This window comes from Peribacillus glennii, assembly GCF_003429105.1.
Classification (GTDB): domain Bacteria; phylum Bacillota; class Bacilli; order Bacillales; family DSM-1321; genus Peribacillus; species Peribacillus glennii.
The window spans coordinates 317,228-335,837 of the sequence record NZ_QVTD01000003.1 but is presented as its reverse complement, the minus strand read 5'-3'; the positions used below and the strand labels follow the sequence as shown (position 1 = coordinate 335,837).

Here is an 18,610-nt window from a genome sequence, read left to right as displayed (position 1 = left end):
GAGGAATCCAATATGAAAATAGCATCTGTACAAGTGGATATCAAAGATGAAGAAACTAAAGAACAGCGAATCGAACGTGTAAGCGCTAAATTGGATGAGCTGGAAGGTCAGGATTTGATTGTCCTGCCTGAGATTTGGGCAACTGGATATTTTTCTTTCGATAAATATACACAAGAGGCGGAAGAAATAAATGGTTCTTTTGTAAAGCATTTTTCAGAAAAAGCTAAAAAACTAGGGGCTTACTTACATGCTGGAAGCTTCGTAGAAAAAGAAGGTGACAAGTTCTTTAACACTAGCATTCTTTTTAATCGCGAAGGGCAGCTTGTCGGAACAAGCCGTAAAATTCACTTGTTTCGCTATGGTTCAGCGGAAGGCGAAATCCTCACCAGGGGATTAAAGCCTGCAGTTCTTGATACTGAATTCGGGAAAATCGGACTGTCTACCTGCTATGATTTACGTTTTCCTGAATTGTTCCGTTCACAGGTGGATCAAGGGGCAAAGATTTTCCTTGTCACTTCGGCTTGGCCTCATCAACGGCTCGCGCATTGGAATTTGTTTAATACAGCGAGAGCACTTGAAAACCAATGTTTTTTAATATCAAGCAATTGTTCTGGTAAAACAAATAACGTTTTAATGGGAGGGCATAGCCAAGTGGTAGATCCCTGGGGTACGGTGATTGCCTCTGCCGGAGAATTCGAAACTATCGTGAAGACGGAAATCAATCTGGAACAAATCGATGACATTCGGTATGTGTTCCCGCAATTAAAGCATCGAGTTTTATAAAATTACCCCAACTTTTTGAGTTGTAAAATTTACAATCGATAAGGAGCATTTTAATAAATGAAGATAAAAATCGATGGCAATTTAACAAACTGGGTGCCAAAACGTCTGGTTATTGCCGGGTACACGGCAAAAGATCAGGAAGCTGCCCAGAAGCATATTGATGAATTAAAAGAACTCGGCGTACCTGCACCGCCCAGAATTCCGATGCTCTATGATCTTAGTCCAGGGTTGTTGACTTCCGAGCCTTCCATTTCGGTTGTAAATAACGATAGCAGTGGAGAGGTAGAGCTGATATTGCTTGATTTGGATGGGACTTGGTATGTCGGATTAGGGAGTGACCATACTGACCGAGTTCTAGAGGCAGTTTCCATTCAGAAATCTAAACAAGTATGCCCAAAACCCATTAGTCAGGATCTATGGCTTCTGTCCGAGATTGAAGGGCACATGGATCAATTGGAAATGCGCAGTTGGGTGACAGTTAACGGAGAGGAATCGTTATATCAAGAAGGAAGATTGGAATCATTTTTATCACCAAAGGAACTTCTAAAAATAGTGGATGAGCGTGGGTATAGCAGCTCTGGTTTAGCACTGTATTGCGGGACTCCACCCATTGTAAATGGGGAATTTATTTTCGGGGAAGCCTTCAGGGCGGAATTAACAGACCCTATACTTGAGCGAAAAATTACGCTTTCCTATAAAACAGATATTTTAAAAATCGCCGAGGAGGAATAAACAATGCCTAAACAAGAGCTTGAATTTACACCTTTTACTAACTTTGATGTGGAACATTTTGAAAACGTAAGTGGATTATCTCAAAGAGTAATTGCAAAAGACCCTGAAAGCGGAGTCGCAACCCGTATTCTGCAATTTGAACCAAGCACTGATACGTCACCGAACGGTGTGCAAATCCATGATTTCTGGGAAGAGCTGTACATTATTGAAGGGTCCATTATTGACTTGGAATTAAATGAGGAATTTACAGCGGGAATGGTTGCCACACGTCCGCCTGGTATGAAACACGGTCCTTGGAAATCACCAAATGGCTGCAAGATTTTTGAAGTTCGTTATTACGGTAAATAAAACGGCTGCATGACCTGATTGACTATGCATTATTTATCCAAATACGGAGAAGGTGAAGCAAAGGAAGTCGTTCATGTACAACATGCAGGAAGCCAAACCTGGGTTTACTTTAAAGGAGGTTCTTAATTTATGGATGATAAAACTTTTAGAAATGCAATGGGAAAATTTGCTACAGGAGTAACCGTTATTTCAACTTTTGTAGATGGTGAGGAACATGGAATGACTGCAAATGCGTTTATGTCCGTTTCACTAAATCCTAAGTTGGTTTTAATATCGATAGGCGAGAAAGCCAGAATGTTAGATAAAATTAATGAAGCTGGTACATTTGCCGTTAATATATTGTCAGAAGAACAAAAAGAATACTCTATGTACTTTGCCGGGCAAATAAAGGAACAAAGAAACATTGAGTTTGGAACTTTAAATGGAATGCCAGTAATAAAAGATGCCCTGGCAAATATCGTATGTAAGGTACATAGTAAACATATTGCAGGGGATCATACACTTTTTATCGGGGAAGTAACGGAACTCGTGCTTCGTGACGGTGCACCTTTAACTTTTTTTGAAGGGAAATATGGGAAAATTACAAGCCCTGTTGAGCAATAACTTTTAAAAAGCTAAGTATTAACAGTGCAGGATCAGGTAAACGACAATTCCAAAAGGAGTCTAGCATGATTGCATGGTGGGTTCCTTTTGGAAGTTATCAAAAAAATAAAATGGCGGTCAGTTTTTAATGTAACTTATACAGGAAATGATTTTGAGATTTTCTTGAAAAAATGTTTCTAAAACAAAGTTGCCTAGGTATTTGTTGATTTATTCGGAATCTATTAAACAGGAGGTTGGTCAATGGAAAGAAAAGATAGATTAGATGCAAAGTCGAAAAAAATATTGGTTGCGAGTTTGATGGGCAGTGCAATAGAATTTTACGATTTCTTTCTTTACGGTACCGTAGCGGCATTAGTATTTAATAAATTATTTTTTCCTAATGATGATCCTTTCGTAAGTTTATTGATCTCATATGCATCTTTCGGCGTCACGTTCTTTGTACGGCCTCTTGGCGGACTTGTTTTCAGCCACTTGGGCGACAAGTTTGGAAGAAAAAATACTCTCGTTATTTCACTATTGATAATGGGTGTATCGACTGTCTGTATTGGGCTGCTTCCAACTTATCAATCGATAGGAGTCTGGGCACCGATCCTTCTCGTCTTCTTCCGTATTGTGCAAGGTATTGGACTTGGCGGAGAGTGGGGTGGAGCGGTTTTACTGGCAGTGGAGTCAGCTCCAAAAGAGAAAAGGGGATTTTTTGGCAGCTTCCCGGCAATGGGGATCCCACTGGGAATGTTACTTGGAACGTTCGCAGTTTCATTGGCAAGTTTACTGCCCGAACAACAATTCCTTTCATGGGGATGGAGGATTCCATTTCTATTTAGCGCAGTCTTAGTTATCATTGGTATTTGGATAAGAAAAGGGATTGATGAAACATCAGCTTTTAAGGAAGAAAAAGAAAAAGGCAATGTTGTAAAAGTCCCCCTCTTTGAAACACTCCGATACCATAGGAAAGCCATCTTGATTTCACTCGGTGCAAAATGTGTTGAGGTTGGCCCATTTTATTTATTCACCACTTTTTTTATATCCTATGCAACCGATACAATTGGCTTTCCAAGAACGACAGCATTGAATGTCATTACAGTAGCTACACTTGTTACGACACTATGTATTCCTATTATGGGAATATTATCTGACAGATTTGGCAGGAAACGAGTTTTTCTTCTGGGAGCGTGCTCCCTTGCCATCTTTTCATTCCCATATTTCTATTTACTATCGACTAAATCTACTTTGTGGCTTTTTGTCGCCTCAATTATAGGTTTAGGAATTATGTGGTCTGCTATTGCCAGCCTTATTGGGACCATGTTCTCAGAAATGTTTAGCACCAATGTTGGGTATACCGGTATCACACTTGGATATCAAACCGGCTCAGCTTTATTTGGAGGAACAGCTCCAATGATAGCGACACTTTTGTTAAGCAAATACAATAATTCCTGGGTTCCTATTGCATTATATTTAACCATCCTATGTCTGTCATCCCTTGTTTCAGTATTATTTTTACGTGAGAATCGTGGAGAAAATAATACACCTCTTGCTATTTCACAATAAGTCTACCCGCACATATGATCATACTTCCATAGAGAGTGGATAAAAATTCTAAAAATAAGGCTGTAATAAAATATTGCATTTTCAAGATAACACAAAAAACACGGTGGTCTTTCTCTAGGGAGGTGATGTTGGTTTCCGGTTATAAGAACAATCTGAAAGATTAATAACAGGGTACATCTGGTTATAGTTGATCTAATTGATTTAAGTATTACCAATACTACTATATTCAGGAGGTAGGAAAGAATGAGTCATGTTATTACAAAAAGTGAACTGAAACACTATAAGTTGTTTTTAGACGGAGCGTTTGTGGATGCGGAAGAAGGAAACGAAATTGAAGTAATAAACCCTGCAGACGAATCGGTGGTTGGGTATGTAGCACTAGCAACGCAAAAAGATGCAGAAAAAGCTGTAAATGCGGCCAAAAAGGCTTTTGAAAGTGGGATCTGGTCAAACAAGACGCCTGCTGAGCGATCTAAAGTACTGAACAGCTTTGCAAATCTGATTGAAGAAAATTATGAAGAATTAACAAAGCTGTTTATTGCTGAAACAGGATCAACTGTTGGCAAAACAGAAATCGAATTCAAAAATGCCATTGACGGGTATCGAACATACGCAAACTTGGTAAATTCCGGATATGAGTATGAAGCAATTTCCCCTAATTCCGTAATGGGCATACCAAGTTTTAATTTTGTAAATCGAGTTCCTGTCGGGGTAGTAGTTGGAATAATCCCTTGGAACTGGCCGTTATATCTTGCAATGTGGAAGATAGCCCCTGCACTGGCTGCCGGCTGTACGATTATCATTAAAGCAGCTAATGAAACTCCTTTACATACACTGGAAGTTGCAAAGCTGGCTGAAAAAGCAGGCATTCCGTCTGGCGTACTACAGGTTATTACTGGAGATGGTCCTGAGGTAGGGGAATATTTGGTTACCCATCCTTATGTGAATAAAATTTCCTTTACAGGATCTAATGCTGTAGGTAAACGGATTATGAACCTTGCTTCAGATGATTTGAAACGAGTGAAATTGGAACTTGGCGGGAAATCTGCCCAGATTTTCCTTAAAGACGCTGATCTTGATATTGCTATTGATGGGGCATTGTTTACTGGATATCAGCATAATGGACAGACATGCCATAATGGGACGCGGGTATTTGTCCCACGCAGCATTCACGATCAGGTTGTGGACCGTTTAGTAGAACGAACAAAAGCAATCCAGGTAGGAGATCCATCGGTGAATCCCAATGCTGGAATAGGGCCGGTTGTTTCAAAAGTCCAATATGACCGAATCAAAAATTATATTGCCATTGGATTGCAAGAAGGAGCAACTATCGCAGTTGGGGGAGACGAACCTCAAGGTGAACAATTCCAGAAAGGTTTTTGGATCAATCCAACCATTTTCACGAATGTAACCAACGATATGAGAATTGCCAGAGAAGAGATTTTCGGGCCTGTAATTGTTGTCATTCCTTACGATGAAATCGATGAAGCTATTGCGATGGCAAATGATAATGTGCACGGTTTGTCAGGAAATGTCTGGAGTAAAAGTGTTGACCGTGCAGTTGAAGTTGCAAAACAAATGAGAACAGGAATGGTCCTCATTAATGATTCTGCCCTAATCAGCAATAAAGCCCCGTTTGGCGGATTCAAGCATAGCGGTATTGGAAGAGAGTCAGGAATCTATGGATTATTGGAATTTACAGAAATGCAACATATCCATGTAGGCCTTTCTTCGGACAAACAATACTATAAAACAATGTTTGCAGATTAAGAAACATTTATCAGGGTTGGTTTCAAGGAACATTATGCATAAATAGCGCCTCCTTCTTACTTTGAAGGAGGACCTATGTGCAATCTATTTTATATGTCTTTTGTTTACTTTTTACAACATTGTAATCATGTAAAGGAGAGGATAAAATATGCTTAGTAAAGAGATTTCTGAATTCTTAAAGATTTATAACCGTAAAGAGGAAGAATTGCTGCCAGCGGACCAATTGGAATCCAAAGGTGTATTTTCCGGTGAAAAGGAATTTATAGAATTTGCTGAAAAAGACTACAATACTGATAAACACTGGTCCTTTGAAATCAAAAAAGAGGAATGCGCATTATTGGTTATTGATATGCAGGAAGATTTCGTGAATCCATCCAATCCGATGTGTGTTCCCGAAGCATACAGGATGGTTCCCCGGATGAAGGGCGTTATCGAAGAGTGCAGGGAGTTAAATGTGCCTGTTATTTATACTGCACACACGATAGCTGAGGATTGCAGTGCCGGTTTCTATGAATTTTGGGAACCGATAAAAAATGGAGCCATTAAAGAAGGAGCACCAGGAGCAGATATTTATAAAGGAATTTATCCATTACCTAATGAAAGGGTCATTAGAGCTAAACATGCTTATTGCTCCTTTACGGGTACTGACTTGGATTACGTTTTAAGGAATTTGGGGGTCAAGACACTTATCATAAGCGGCACATTAACAAATTTCTGCTGTGAATCAACAGCCCGGACTGGTTACTTTTTAAACTACAACATATTATTTGGTGAAGATATCAATGCTACGGATAATGCTCTTGCTCATGAAGCAACAATCCGTACTATGAGAAGGGGATTTGCCCGTGTCTTGCCAGCAGAAAAAATAATAAAAACACTTAAAGAAGGCGACACCTTATACAAGGAAGCTGCAGCCAAAAAAGAGCCAGCCCCCGCCAGATAATACTAAAACTGACTGAAAACAGACCAAGCGGTAACAGCTTGGTCTGTTTTCAGTCTTCAAGACAATGGCGGATTGATGAGAATGCAGATCAAACAGAAATTTATATCTTTTAAAGACATTTTGTTAAAAGGATTATGTTTACTACTATACAAAGTGTCTATCCAATAAAGTTTTTGTCATAGATATAATTAAAGAGCAGCTCATGAAAGACAATGAAACATTATTCTGAAAGCGGTGAAGATATGATCGATACCCATTCTATCAATATAGGAAGATTACAGGAACGCATCGAGAAGCTTTCTCAAATAGGTAAGATCGGAGACACGGGCGTTTGCCGTTTAGCTTTGTCAAAGGAAGATCGCCAGGCTGTTGAAGTGGTTAAAGGATGGATGGAAGAAGCCGGAATGAAAACCCGGATAGACGATTTCGGTAACTTAATAGGCAGATTGGAAGGAAAGAATGCGGATAAGCCGGTATTAATGATGGGTTCGCATATTGATTCACAGCCATATGGCGGGCGTTTTGATGGTGTGATCGGCGTTTTGGGTGCAATAGAAGCGGTGCAGACCATGAAAGAAAGGCAGATTGTCCCGGATCAGGCGGTTGAGGTTGTGGCTTTTTGTGACGAAGAAGGCTGCCGGTTCAATAAAGGGATCTTTGGTGTCAGAGGTATTTGGGGTGGTCTGGATCCGGGGGAATTGGACAGAACGGATAAAGATGGGATCACAAGGAGACAGGCATTAATCGATTTTGGTTGTGATCCGGATAAATTCATTGAATCCGAATACAAAAAAGGAAGTGTCTCGGCATTCTTGGAATTGCATATAGAGCAAGGTCCGGTGCTGGATAAGTTGCAGGAACCGGTTGGCATTGTAACTGGAATTTCAGGACCGCTCTGGCTGACAGTTGAAATGACAGGTTTCGCCGGACATGCCGGCAGTGTGCCGATGGGGATGCGCCAGGATGCGCTGCTTGGTTCGGCCAAGGTGATTGTTGCCCTGAATGAAATAGCTACGCAGGAACCTGGAAGTCCCACGGTTGCCACTGTAGGTAATATTCAGGTGTTTCCAAATTCCAGGAACATCATTCCCGAAAAGGTCACATTTACAGTTGATTTAAGGGATATCGAATTGGCGAGAAGAGATCGGTATGAAAAAGAACTGCGCCTTTCGATTCAGCGCATAGCCGACGAGCATGGCCTAACGGTTTCGATTTCGGAAGATACAAATACCGAACCACGGTATTGCGCGAACTGGATTAAGGACACAATTCGTGAAGCAGCAGGTAATATGGGATATAAACCTACTGAATTAATGAGCGGTCCATTTCATGATTCGTTGGTGATGTCCAATTATTGCGATTATGGAATGATCTTTGTCCGCTGTAAAGACGGCATTAGCCATAATCCGCTTGAATACTCCACCAATGAGGACATCGCAATCGGTACAGAGCTGTTATATCAAACGGCTATAAGGATTACCAGGCAAAAAAGTAGTTAAAGGAATCTTGAAAAGTGGGGCCATTTCATTAAGGGTCCCACTTTTTCATTGGAAAAGAAGTTTACATTTTGTATAAAATATATTTTCCATTCGTTACACAATGTGTAATGAAATAGACAGCCCATAATAATAAAATTAATCCAACGTTAGTGTAAATAATACTTGAAGATTTATAGACACACTACCCATCATGCCTTGAGGAGGAGGTCGGAAATGCCAGACAAAGTAATGATTAGCCTGATACAGGCAGCAAATGACGTACATTGGGATGGGCCTGTACAGGCTCACAAGCAGAAAGCGATCGAAAAGCACATCAAGCTAATTTGGGAGGCAAAAGCTAAATCTGCACGAAGAATCTGCCTGCAGGGAATATTTTATGGACCGTATTTGTGCTGAACAAACCCCGAAATGGTACAACGCTGTGGAAGAAGTGCCGAATGGACCGACAATAAAACTATTTTAGGAGTTAGCAAAGGAATTGCAAGTCGTCATCATTTTGCCTTTATATGAGCGAGAGGGAATAGCTACATATTATAATACCGCTGCTGTCATTGATGCGGACGGTTCATACTTAGGCAAGTACCGCAAAAATCATATTACCCAAGTCCAGGCTGGCGACCAAGGATACAATTTCTGGGAAAAGTACTAATTTAAACCGGGCAACCTGGGCTATCCAGTTTTCGATACTGCTTTTGCAAAAATAGGCGTATATATATGCTATAACCGCCATTTTCCTGAGGTGGCACGTTTGCTGGGTCTGAAGGGAGCGGAAATTGTGTTTAATCCCTCGGCAACAGTTGCGGGGACGTCGGAATATTTATGGAAATTAGAACAGCCTGCCCATGCAGTTGCCAAGGGATATTATAAAGCAGCCATAAATCGCGTAGGCTTCGAAGCACCATGGAACATGGGAGAATTTTACAGTCAATCTTATTTATCCCCCCCGAGAGGAAACTTTGTGGCTATGGCAAGCCGTGACAAAGAAGAAGTGATTGTTGGTGAATTGGATAAAAAGTTGATATGGGAAGTTATGAGTGCCTGGCAATTATATCTGGACAGACGGCCGGAAACGTACCAGGAGATGACGACTCTTCTTCCATAACAGCACCTCTATTAAATAAATAGATGAAAGGGGAATGATGATTGAGTAAAGTAGCGAGAATCTCCTTGCAGCATTTGGAACGGAATTTTGAGGAAATTGAGCCTGGATTGACAAACCGCCAGGCGATAGAAGAAGCAAATCGATGTTTATACTGTTACGATGCTCCTTGCATTCAAGCATGTCCTACCGGCATTGATATCCCCACATTCATCAAAAAAATCGCTTCAGGCAATCTAAAAGGATCCGCAACAGCCATCATGGCAGCCAATCCTGTCGGTGCAAGCTGTGCAAGGGTGTGCCCAACGGAAGAACTATGTGAGGGTGCATGTGTACTAAATCATTCCACCACCCCAATTATGATTGGAAATCTTCAGAAGTATGCAACAGATTGGGCAATAAAAAACGAGCAGGTGCTATTTAGGGCTGGACAAAAGAACGGGAAATCCGTCGCAGTTGTCGGCAGCGGTCCTTCAGGGCTGTCTGCTGCACGTGAATTGGCTTTGCTTGGGTACCAAGTCACCGTTTTTGAAGCTGAAGACAAAGCGGGGGGACTGAATACGTACGGCATTGTTTCTTTTCGACTGCCGCAGGCTATTTCTTTTTGGGAAGTAGAACAGGTAAGAAGCCTGGATGTCGAGATACGTACCAATACAAGAATTGGAAAAGATATACCCGCGAATGAACTGTTGAAAAATTATGATGCCGTTGTCCTCGCAATAGGCATGTCTGATGTACCTAAAGTGGGGATTGAAGGTGAAGATCTCCCGTGTGTCTATGACGCCATTGAATTTGTTAAAGAGACGAAAAAAGGGGAGATTTCCAGGGAATTTATTGGTAAAAGGGTAGCTGTCATCGGTGCAGGCAACACAGCGATTGATGCCGCAACTTGTTCGGTCCGCCTTGGTGCCGAAAATGTGAAGATCCTGTACCGGAGAACGATAGAAGAAATGACTGCCTATGAATTTGAGTATGAGTTTGCCAAGCAGGATGGCGTTGAGTTCCACTGGCTGACGGCACCTAACAGGATCCTTGCTGATAAAACCGGAAACGTTGCCGGAATTGAATGTGTAAAAATGGTTTTAAGCGAACCGGGTGAAGATGGCAGACGCCGCCCATTAAAAGTGGAAGGTTCAGAATTCGTCATCGATGTCGATGTTGTCATTCGTGCAATTGGGCAATCGAGGCGCGTACAGTTAATTGAGGAGTTCGGACTTAAGCATAATGGCGGTGTCGTTACTTTGGCGGGACAATACTTCCAAACTTCCAATGAGAAAGTCTTTGCATGCGGGGATGTTGTATTTGGAAAGGGCCAGGGAGAAGCAATGGTCGTATCAGCTGCGGAGCAAGGAAAAAAAGTAGCAATTGAGATTCATAGGAAGCTGGCAAGTGAGACCATCGCTACTGCATAAAAAAATAGGGTAGAGGAGGTACAAAATGGCTGATTTGAACACTAATCTTGCGGGAATCAAGTCCCCAAACCCTTTTTGGCTGGCTTCTGCACCACCTACGAATTCTGGTTATCAAGTGCAAAGGGCATTTGAAGCCGGGTGGGGAGGAGCCGTTTGGAAGACATTGGGGGACCCGATTTTGAATGTTTCATCCCGTTTCGCAGCAGTCAGCTTTAATGGCCAACGGGTTGCCGGCTTTAATAATATTGAATTGATAACCGATCGGCCGCTTGAAGTGAATTTAAAGGAAATCTATGAAACGAAAAAGAAATTTCCCAATCATGCAATCATCGCTTCTTTAATGGTCGAGCCAAAGCAGGAAAAATGGCATGAAATCGTTAAGCGTGTGGAGGATGTCGGTATTGACGGACTTGAGCTCAATTTTGGGTGTCCGCATGGGATGGCCGAGAGGGGTATGGGCTCTGCTTCCGGACAAGTGCCGGAATTGGTGGAAAAACAAACCTATTGGACGAAGGAAGCAGCGAAAACTCCAGTAATTGTGAAATTAACACCAAATATTACTGATATCACTGTTACAGCAGAATCCGCCGTAAGGGGCGGTGCGGATGCAGTAAGCATGATCAATACGATAAACAGTCTTGCCGGTGTTGACATTAATACCTGGAATACAATTCCGCACGTTGGGGGCAAAGGAGCACACGGGGGCTATTGCGGACCGGCGGTAAAGCCGATTGCGTTAAACATGGTTGCAGAGTGCGCAAGAAATCCGTTGATCAATGTGCCGATTTCTGGAATAGGCGGAATCTCAAATTGGCAGGATGCTGTTGAATTTATGCTGATGGGAGCTACTGGGGTACAGATTTGTACTGCAGCAATGCACCACGGGTTCCGCATCGTAGAAGATATGATTGAGGGCCTGTCCAACTATTTGGATGAAAAAGGGTTGGCTTCAGTCAATGATTTGGTAGGTAAATCTGTGGCAAGATATTCGGATTGGGGAGAGCTGGATTTAAACTATAAAATTGTTGCCAGAATTAATAAGGAAGTTTGCATTAACTGCAACAAGTGCCATATCGCATGTGAGGATACATCCCATCAATGCATTGACATGCTTCAGGACTCAAATGGACGTCCGTATTTACGTGTTCGTGAGGATGATTGCGTAGGATGCAACCTATGTTCAATCGTTTGTCCTGTGGATGGTGCCATCGATATGGTTGAATTGAAAAGTGATTTGCCTCCAATGACCTGGAATGAACGGCAATCAGCCATTGGTTTGCTTAGGCAAAGGAATACAGTTAAATAGGGGGAAGATGATGAAGAAAATAATTAAAAGCGGCACAATCGTCACTGCCTCGGATACCTATGTGGCAGATATATTGATTGAAAATGAAAAAATTACGGCAATCGGGAGCAATCTCGCCTCTGACGGGGCTGAAGTCATTGATGCATCAGGTTGTTTTGTTCTACCTGGAGGGATTGATCCGCATACACATCTGGAAATGCCTTTTGGAGGAACGGTAACAAAAGACGACTTTGAAACCGGTACAATCGGGGCAGCTTTTGGCGGAACAACAACGGTGATCGATTTCTGTTTAACTGAAAAGGGCAAGCCCTTAAAAACAGCGATTGAAACTTGGCACAACAAATCAAGGGATAAAGCGGTCATCGATTATGGATTTCATTTGATGATCTCTGAAATAAACGAAAATGTCTTACAAGAAATACCTAGTGTAATAGAAAAGGAAGGAATAACCTCTTTTAAAGTGTTCATGGCGTATAAAAATGTGTTCCAGGCTGATGATGAAACCCTTTTCCGCACTTTGGTCACAGCCAAGGAACATGGCGCGCTGGTTATGGTCCATGCGGAGAATGGGGATGTCATTGATTATTTAACAAAAAAAGCTCTGGAAGAAGGAAAAACGGAGCCAATTTATCATGCGTTAACAAGACCACCTGAAATTGAGGGAGAGGCAACAGGCAGAGCTGCCCAGCTAGCTGGACTGGCTAATTCCCAACTTTATGTCGTACATGTGTCCTGTGAGGACGCGGTTGAGAGAATCATAGAAGCCAGAAATAAAGGTTTTGATATATGGGGAGAAACATGCCCGCAATATCTGGTTCTTGATCAATCCTATCTAGAAAAGCCTAACTTCGAAGGCGCAAAGTACGTCTGGTCACCGCCGCTAAGGGAAAAGCGGCATCAGGATGTCCTGTGGAATGCGTTGAAAAATGGCCAGCTGCAAACAATAGGATCCGATCAGTGTTCTTTTGATTTTAAAGGGCAAAAGGACCTTGGAAAGGATGATTTCACAAAAATACCGAATGGTGGACCCATTATCGAAGACCGCATGAGTATTTTGTTCTCTGAAGGCGTCACAAAAGGGCGAATCTCCTTAAATCAATTTGTAGACATCACTTCAACCAGATCTGCAAAGTTATTCGGGCTTTATCCGCAAAAAGGTACGATAGCGGTTGGGGCTGATGCAGATATCGTTATCTTTGATCCTGCAGCAGAAAGAACGATTTCAGCTAGTACCCATCATATGGCTGTTGATTATAATGCGTTTGAAGGAATGAAGGTGGCGGGCGAGCCTGTTTCTGTCTTATCAAGGGGACAATTCGTAATTAAGGACAAGAGTTTTGTCGGAGCACCCGGCAAAGGCCAATACCTGAAAAGAGCTAAATACGGAAGTTTTCATCCAACAGGTGAAAAAGAGGGCATGTCCGTATAATTTTGCCATAAAGACTCTTAAGAGTTTCTGATTTTAGAACATGCCCCAAACTTAATGGGGGCGAATATAAATAAATGAGGGATGTTTATGTCGGATTATCAGGAATACCTGGCGGAAAGGGAACAAATCGATTTATTGATAGGAGAGGGATATCAAATCGAACATGTAACGGAAAATCTTAGCGGAGCATTTGTAGATTTTAAATCAAAAAAGGCCGGCGATATGAAGCAGCTGCATATCAAAACGGCTGATGGACGAAAATACTTTTCTGTTATCCTCATAAATAGGAATCGATGATCAAAGTAACAATGGGACAAGGTGAGAATCTTGTCTTTTTTTGGTGTAAGAAAAACTAACAAAGCAGTAGAGCTTCGCCATTTATTTCATTATAATGGGAATAGTTAGTCTTAGGTAAAGGGGTTGGATGGATGAAATCTTTTATCACCATTGAAGAAATCTTAAGACGAAAATATTTTAACACCAGCGAGATGCTGGCAGGGGAAGAGGGTAAAAAACGGCTGGTAAAATGGGTCCATGTAGTGGAATCCACACAAATTACCCACTTGTTAAATGGAAATGAGCTAATCCTGACCACCGGATTAGGCTGGAAGGACGATGAGACGCTATTACTCCCCTTTATAAAGCAATTGATTGACACCCATGCTTCCGGCATGTGCATCGAAATAGGCGCCCATGTATCAGAGATACCGCAAGAAGTGATCAAATTAGCAAACAATCATAATTTCCCAATCATACTATTCCGCCAGGAAGTGCCCTTTGTTGAAATTACCCACGATTTGCATTCCATCATCATAAACAAACAATATCTGCTTATTTCCAAAATAGAAAGCTACTCCCAGGAACTGAATAAGATGCTTCTTGAAGTAAACCATTACGACCAGATTTTGAAATTTATGCAAAACTACTTAGATATGCAAGTTTTGATTCTATTTAATAATCAAGAGTATAAAGCAATACCAAATATAAGGGAAGACACATTAAAACAACTGGTCGAAAGGGTAAATCAAACCAAAAACCAAACTGATCCCTGCGCTTGTAAGCAATCGATCCAGATTCTTGGTGAACCTTATGCAGAGCTCGTCATCTATTCACAACAAAGGGAATTAAATGAATTTGACTTGATTATTTTAGATCGGACCGCTACGGCTCTTGCCCAGCATTTTTTGCGGGATCTATATGTAGAAGAGAAAAAAACAGCAGAAGAAAGCACGTGGATCAGGAGCTGGCTCGACGGAGAGAATAGTGATGAAGCGATCCGCAATCAACTCTCATTCAGTCATCCCCGATTGAAACTCCATGGCGCTGCCGTATGTATTTGTAAACTTCCGCCTGTTACACGGAAGAATTCCGCGGTAGACCGTACGTATTTCAAATTATTGTTCCGGACCATGTTTGAACAAGTGGGATTCCAGATATTCCCAACGGAAATGCAGCATCATTTGATCTTTATTCTTGGCGACAAACGTTCCCCGGAAAGCTGGAAAGAGAGAATGGCAGATGCATTTGACCGAATTAATAATTCCGAGAGGACAGGCAGGAAGAGAATGTCGGGTGTGGCATTTGGTGTAGGAAAGTATGTTTTCAATCTAGGTGACATATATAAGAGCTATAAATCAGCAAAAGAGGCGCTTGTTTTACAGGATTCTTTAACAGATGAAAATAAAAGTTATTTTTACCAGGACTTGCATATGCACCGGATTTTGTCATTGATAAAAGAGCATAGCAATCTGGAGGAAACCGTGAAGGAATACCTGGAACCTGTGATTTTATATGACCAACAATTTAACGGGGAATTGATGGTTACGTTAAAAACCTATTTAAGATGTAATGGCTCTAAACAAGAAACTTCTAAAAAGTTATTTATCGTACGGCAAACTCTGTATCATCGGCTGGAAAAGCTGGAAAAGCTCCTCGGCAATGATTTTATGAAATCGGAAAGACGTTTAGCCATTGAATTCATGCTGCTGGCACATGATTATTTATTGAGCACGGAAAAACATAGTCTGTTGTGGTATGAAATTTAGCTGAAGCTCCATTTATGGAGCTTTTTTTGGGGGCATAGTATTCATTTTTACCTTTTCGGCTAATGTTTTCTCTCTCGTATTTACTAACAAACTGTTAATTAATTTCAACGATTTGTATACAAAATGTCTAATGAATGGACTGGCTCCCCCAGCTATAATGAGGACAATATAAAGTTACATAACTATGAAACTTAATGGAGGTTTTGAAATGGGTGTTACCAAACCGGCAGAAGAAGTTTTACGGAATTTTATAGGCGGCGTTTGGGTTGAGTCCGCTAGCGAGAAGCATGATGATGTCCTGAATCCGGCTAATGGGCAGTTGCTTGCAAAAGTCCCTCTTTCAACCCGTGAAGATTTGGATCACGCAGTGGCTGTTTCGAAAGAAGCATTCACGTCATGGAAGCGAGTAGCCGTTCCCCAGAGAGCCCGCATTCTGTTCCGCTACCATCAGCTCTTGACGGAGAACTGGGATGAGCTGGCTAAACTGGTCACCAGAGAGAACGGAAAAAGCTATGAAGAAGCGCATGGAGAAGTACTGCGCGGCATCGAATGTGTGGAGTTTGCAGCTGGAATTCCGACACTTATGCAGGGGTACCAGCTTCCGGATATAGCTACAGGCATCGAATCTGGCATGTACCGTTATCCCATTGGCGTTATCGGTGGGATTACTCCATTTAATTTTCCGATGATGGTACCTTGCTGGATGTTCCCATTAGCAATAGCTTGCGGCAACACTTTTGTCTTGAAACCCTCTGAAAGGACACCGCTTTTAGCGAACCGTTTGGCAGAGCTGATGAAAGAGGCCGGATTGCCAGACGGGGTTCTAAATGTTGTTCATGGTGCACATGATGTAGTAAACGGATTGCTGGAACATGTGGATGTTAAGGCTGTCTCTTTTGTCGGTTCACAGCCAGTTGCCGAGTATGTATATAAAACAGCTGCTGCAAATGGCAAGCGCGTTCAAGCGCTGGCAGGAGCGAAGAACCATTCGATTGTTTTGCAAGATGCCGATCTGGAAAATGCCGTCCGAAATATTACGATGGCTGCTTTCGGGTCTGCGGGGGAACGCTGTATGGCTACTTCCGTTGTTGTTGCAGTAGGAAATATTGCCGATGAGCTTGTAAACAGGCTGAAACAGGCAGCTGACGAAATCATTATTGGCAACGGCCTGGATCAGGGCGTATTCCTTGGACCCGTTATAAGGGAATCCCATAAGGAGCGGACGCTGAAATATATTGAATCAGGGGAAGAACAAGGAGCCCGGTTGGTCAGGGATGGCCGGAATGACCAGGTTGCTGAAGACGGCTATTTTCTAGGGCCTAGCATTTTTGACGGCGTAAAGACAAACATGAATATTTGGAGAGATGAGATTTTTGCGCCTGTATTATCTGTAGTCCGAGTTGAAAGCCTTGATGAGGCCATTGAAGTTGCCAATGAATCGGAATTTGCGAATGGCGCCTGCCTCTATACGGATAGTGCAAAAGCAATCCGGCAGTTCCGGGATGAGATCGAAGCAGGGATGCTGGGAGTGAATTTGGGAGTTCCTGCCCCAATGGCCTTTTTCCCATTCTCAGGTTATAAAAAATCGTTTTATGGTGACCTTCACGCTAATGGCAAGGACGGGGTAGAGTTTTATACGCGCAAAAAAATGCTTACTGCCCGGTATTAATGCCTTCAATTCTGAGAAAATGGAGCTGATGTCATGCAAAACCTTGAAAAGACACATTCATTGCAAGCAGCGGATGAAAAGTTTCTCTGGCACTCCATGAAAGGGTCAGCGCCAGGCCAGGCTAATATTGTATTTACCAAGGGTGATGGCGCCTGGATTACTGACAACGACGGTAATAGGTATCTTGATGGCATGTCCGGTTTATGGTGCGTAAACGTTGGATATGGAAGACAGGAGCTTGCAGAAGCGGCATTTAAGCAGCTGCAGCAACTTGCTTATGTTCCACTGACCCAGAGCCATGTCCCGGCGATAAAACTTGCAGAAAAATTAAATGAGTGGCTCGGGGATGAATATGTCATTTTCTTTTCAAACAGCGGTTCTGAAGCAAATGAAGCAGCATTTAAAATCGCCCGCCAATATCATCAGCAAACAGGTGGGCATAATCGCTATAAATTCATTTCAAGATACCGTGCTTATCATGGAAATACTATGGGGGCACTGGCTGCGACTGGGCAGGCGCAAAGGAAATTCAAATATGAACCGCTTGGGCAAGGCTTTTTGCATGTAGCACCTCCAGATACTTACCGGAATCCGGATGATGCATCTACATTGGCTTCCGCTGAAGAAATTGACAGGGTGATGACATGGGAAATCAGTGATACCATTGCAGGCGTGATCATGGAACCGATCATTACAGGCGGCGGGATCATCATGCCACCAGAAGGGTACATGGCCAGGGTGAAGGAGATCTGTGAAAGCCATGGCGCCCTGCTTATTTGTGATGAAGTCATCTGCGGATTCGGCAGAACCGGAAAACCGTTCGGATTTATGAACTATGGTGTAAAACCAGATATCATTACAATGGCAAAAGGAATTACTAGTGCGTACTTGCCGTTAGCGGCTACAGCAGTAAAAAGGGAAATATACGAAGCATACGCAGGAGAGGATACGTACGACCGTTTCCGACACGTTAATACCTTCGGGGGAAACCCGGCTGCTTGTGCACTCGCTTTGAAAAATCTGGAAATATACGAAAGCGAGAATCTTATCGAGCGCTCTAGAATATTGGGAGAAAGGCTACTGTTTGAGCTGCAAGAATTAAAGAACCATCCGAATGTTGGAGATATACGCGGAAAGGGGCTCCTTGCAGGAATTGAATTAGTAAAAGATAAGCAGGCAAAAAGCCCTCTGGAAATCGAAAAGGTAAACAAGGTGATTGGTTTCTGCAAAGAAAAAGGTCTGATTATTGGAAAAAACGGCGACACGGTTGCGGGATATAATAATATCCTTACCCTTGCACCGCCGTTAAGCATAACCGATAATGACTTTGATTTCATTGTACGCACGGTGAAGGAGTGCCTTTTTAAATTGTAAGGCAAACGTTGTATGGTAAAGGGATGGGGATTTTCTTCATCTTTTTACTT

The 18,610-nt window shown here is 42.3% G+C and carries 15 protein-coding genes and 1 pseudogene; all 16 read left to right on the top strand.

Annotated features, from left to right (window positions below):
• The first annotated feature begins 12 nt into the window (after nt 1–12).
• The 16 genes and pseudogenes from D0466_RS03255 to D0466_RS03180 all read left to right on the top strand — a co-directional run bounded on the left by D0466_RS03255 (nt 13) and on the right by D0466_RS03180 (nt 18,560).
• The gene (locus D0466_RS03255; protein WP_117321121.1) at nt 13–783 is read left to right on the top strand and encodes a carbon-nitrogen family hydrolase; all 771 of its coding nucleotides are present in this window, start codon (nt 13–15) and stop codon (nt 781–783) included.
• A gap of 57 nt (nt 784–840) precedes the next feature.
• Nucleotides 841–1,515, top strand: coding sequence for a DUF2848 family protein (locus D0466_RS03250; RefSeq protein ID WP_117321120.1), 675 nt, complete (start codon nt 841–843; stop codon nt 1,513–1,515).
• A gap of 3 nt (nt 1,516–1,518) precedes the next feature.
• The gene (locus D0466_RS03245) at nt 1,519–1,863 is read left to right on the top strand and encodes a cupin domain-containing protein (protein WP_117321119.1); all 345 of its coding nucleotides are present in this window, start codon (nt 1,519–1,521) and stop codon (nt 1,861–1,863) included.
• A 129-nt stretch (nt 1,864–1,992) separates the two neighbouring features.
• On the top strand, nt 1,993–2,466 hold the full coding sequence (locus D0466_RS03240) for a flavin reductase family protein (protein WP_117321118.1): 474 nt from the start codon (nt 1,993–1,995) through the stop codon (nt 2,464–2,466).
• 240 nt (nt 2,467–2,706) lie between these two features.
• Nucleotides 2,707–4,014 carry an MFS transporter gene (locus D0466_RS03235; protein WP_117321117.1) on the top strand — a complete coding sequence of 436 codons (1,308 nt, stop codon included), beginning with the start codon at nt 2,707–2,709 and terminating at the stop codon, nt 4,012–4,014.
• A gap of 243 nt (nt 4,015–4,257) precedes the next feature.
• On the top strand, nt 4,258–5,784 hold the full coding sequence (locus tag D0466_RS03230) for an aldehyde dehydrogenase family protein (protein ID WP_117321116.1): 1,527 nt from the start codon (nt 4,258–4,260) through the stop codon (nt 5,782–5,784).
• Between the two features lie 148 nt (nt 5,785–5,932).
• Nucleotides 5,933–6,727, top strand: coding sequence for a cysteine hydrolase family protein (locus tag D0466_RS03225; protein WP_117321115.1), 795 nt, complete (start codon nt 5,933–5,935; stop codon nt 6,725–6,727).
• Between the two features lie 212 nt (nt 6,728–6,939).
• On the top strand, nt 6,940–8,226 hold the full coding sequence (locus D0466_RS03220) for a M20 family metallo-hydrolase (protein WP_233522518.1): 1,287 nt from the start codon (nt 6,940–6,942) through the stop codon (nt 8,224–8,226).
• 213 nt (nt 8,227–8,439) lie between these two features.
• Nucleotides 8,440–9,328 (top strand): annotated as a pseudogene (locus tag D0466_RS03215) (nitrilase-related carbon-nitrogen hydrolase).
• A gap of 41 nt (nt 9,329–9,369) precedes the next feature.
• Nucleotides 9,370–10,737, top strand: coding sequence for an NAD(P)-dependent oxidoreductase (locus tag D0466_RS03210; RefSeq protein ID WP_233522517.1), 1,368 nt, complete (start codon nt 9,370–9,372; stop codon nt 10,735–10,737).
• A 25-nt stretch (nt 10,738–10,762) separates the two neighbouring features.
• A complete protein-coding gene (gene preA, locus D0466_RS03205) occupies nt 10,763–12,043 on the top strand; it encodes an NAD-dependent dihydropyrimidine dehydrogenase subunit PreA (protein ID WP_117321114.1) in 1,281 nt (426 codons plus the stop codon).
• Nucleotides 12,044–12,053: 10 nt separating this feature from the next.
• On the top strand, nt 12,054–13,472 hold the full coding sequence (gene hydA, locus D0466_RS03200; RefSeq protein WP_117321113.1) for a dihydropyrimidinase: 1,419 nt from the start codon (nt 12,054–12,056) through the stop codon (nt 13,470–13,472).
• 87 nt (nt 13,473–13,559) lie between these two features.
• On the top strand, nt 13,560–13,769 hold the full coding sequence (locus D0466_RS03195; protein WP_117321112.1) for a hypothetical protein: 210 nt from the start codon (nt 13,560–13,562) through the stop codon (nt 13,767–13,769).
• A gap of 131 nt (nt 13,770–13,900) precedes the next feature.
• The gene (locus tag D0466_RS03190) at nt 13,901–15,517 is read left to right on the top strand and encodes a PucR family transcriptional regulator (RefSeq protein WP_117321111.1); all 1,617 of its coding nucleotides are present in this window, start codon (nt 13,901–13,903) and stop codon (nt 15,515–15,517) included.
• Nucleotides 15,518–15,725: 208 nt separating this feature from the next.
• Nucleotides 15,726–17,186: a CoA-acylating methylmalonate-semialdehyde dehydrogenase gene (locus tag D0466_RS03185; RefSeq protein WP_117321110.1), complete on the top strand. Its 1,461-nt coding sequence runs from the start codon at nt 15,726–15,728 to the stop codon at nt 17,184–17,186.
• Nucleotides 17,187–17,219: 33 nt separating this feature from the next.
• On the top strand, nt 17,220–18,560 hold the full coding sequence (locus tag D0466_RS03180) for an aspartate aminotransferase family protein (RefSeq protein WP_117321109.1): 1,341 nt from the start codon (nt 17,220–17,222) through the stop codon (nt 18,558–18,560).
• Nucleotides 18,561–18,610 lie beyond the last annotated feature (50 nt).

Bases quoted from the DNA above. Each gene is read 5' to 3' on its own strand.
- D0466_RS03255 (WP_117321121.1), top strand. From the start codon at position 13: ATGAAAATAGCATCTGTACAAGTGGATATCAAAGATGAAGAAACTAAA.
- D0466_RS03250 (WP_117321120.1), top strand. From the start codon at position 841: ATGAAGATAAAAATCGATGGCAATTTAACAAACTGGGTGCCAAAACGT.
- D0466_RS03245 (WP_117321119.1), top strand. From the start codon at position 1,519: ATGCCTAAACAAGAGCTTGAATTTACACCTTTTACTAACTTTGATGTG.
- D0466_RS03240 (WP_117321118.1), top strand. From the start codon at position 1,993: ATGGATGATAAAACTTTTAGAAATGCAATGGGAAAATTTGCTACAGGA.
- D0466_RS03235 (WP_117321117.1), top strand. From the start codon at position 2,707: ATGGAAAGAAAAGATAGATTAGATGCAAAGTCGAAAAAAATATTGGTT.
- D0466_RS03230 (WP_117321116.1), top strand. From the start codon at position 4,258: ATGAGTCATGTTATTACAAAAAGTGAACTGAAACACTATAAGTTGTTT.
- D0466_RS03225 (WP_117321115.1), top strand. From the start codon at position 5,933: ATGCTTAGTAAAGAGATTTCTGAATTCTTAAAGATTTATAACCGTAAA.
- D0466_RS03220 (WP_233522518.1), top strand. From the start codon at position 6,940: ATGAAACATTATTCTGAAAGCGGTGAAGATATGATCGATACCCATTCT.
- preA (WP_117321114.1), top strand. From the start codon at position 10,763: ATGGCTGATTTGAACACTAATCTTGCGGGAATCAAGTCCCCAAACCCT.
- hydA (WP_117321113.1), top strand. From the start codon at position 12,054: ATGAAGAAAATAATTAAAAGCGGCACAATCGTCACTGCCTCGGATACC.
- D0466_RS03195 (WP_117321112.1), top strand. From the start codon at position 13,560: ATGTCGGATTATCAGGAATACCTGGCGGAAAGGGAACAAATCGATTTA.
- D0466_RS03190 (WP_117321111.1), top strand. From the start codon at position 13,901: ATGAAATCTTTTATCACCATTGAAGAAATCTTAAGACGAAAATATTTT.
- D0466_RS03185 (WP_117321110.1), top strand. From the start codon at position 15,726: ATGGGTGTTACCAAACCGGCAGAAGAAGTTTTACGGAATTTTATAGGC.
- D0466_RS03180 (WP_117321109.1), top strand. From the start codon at position 17,220: ATGCAAAACCTTGAAAAGACACATTCATTGCAAGCAGCGGATGAAAAG.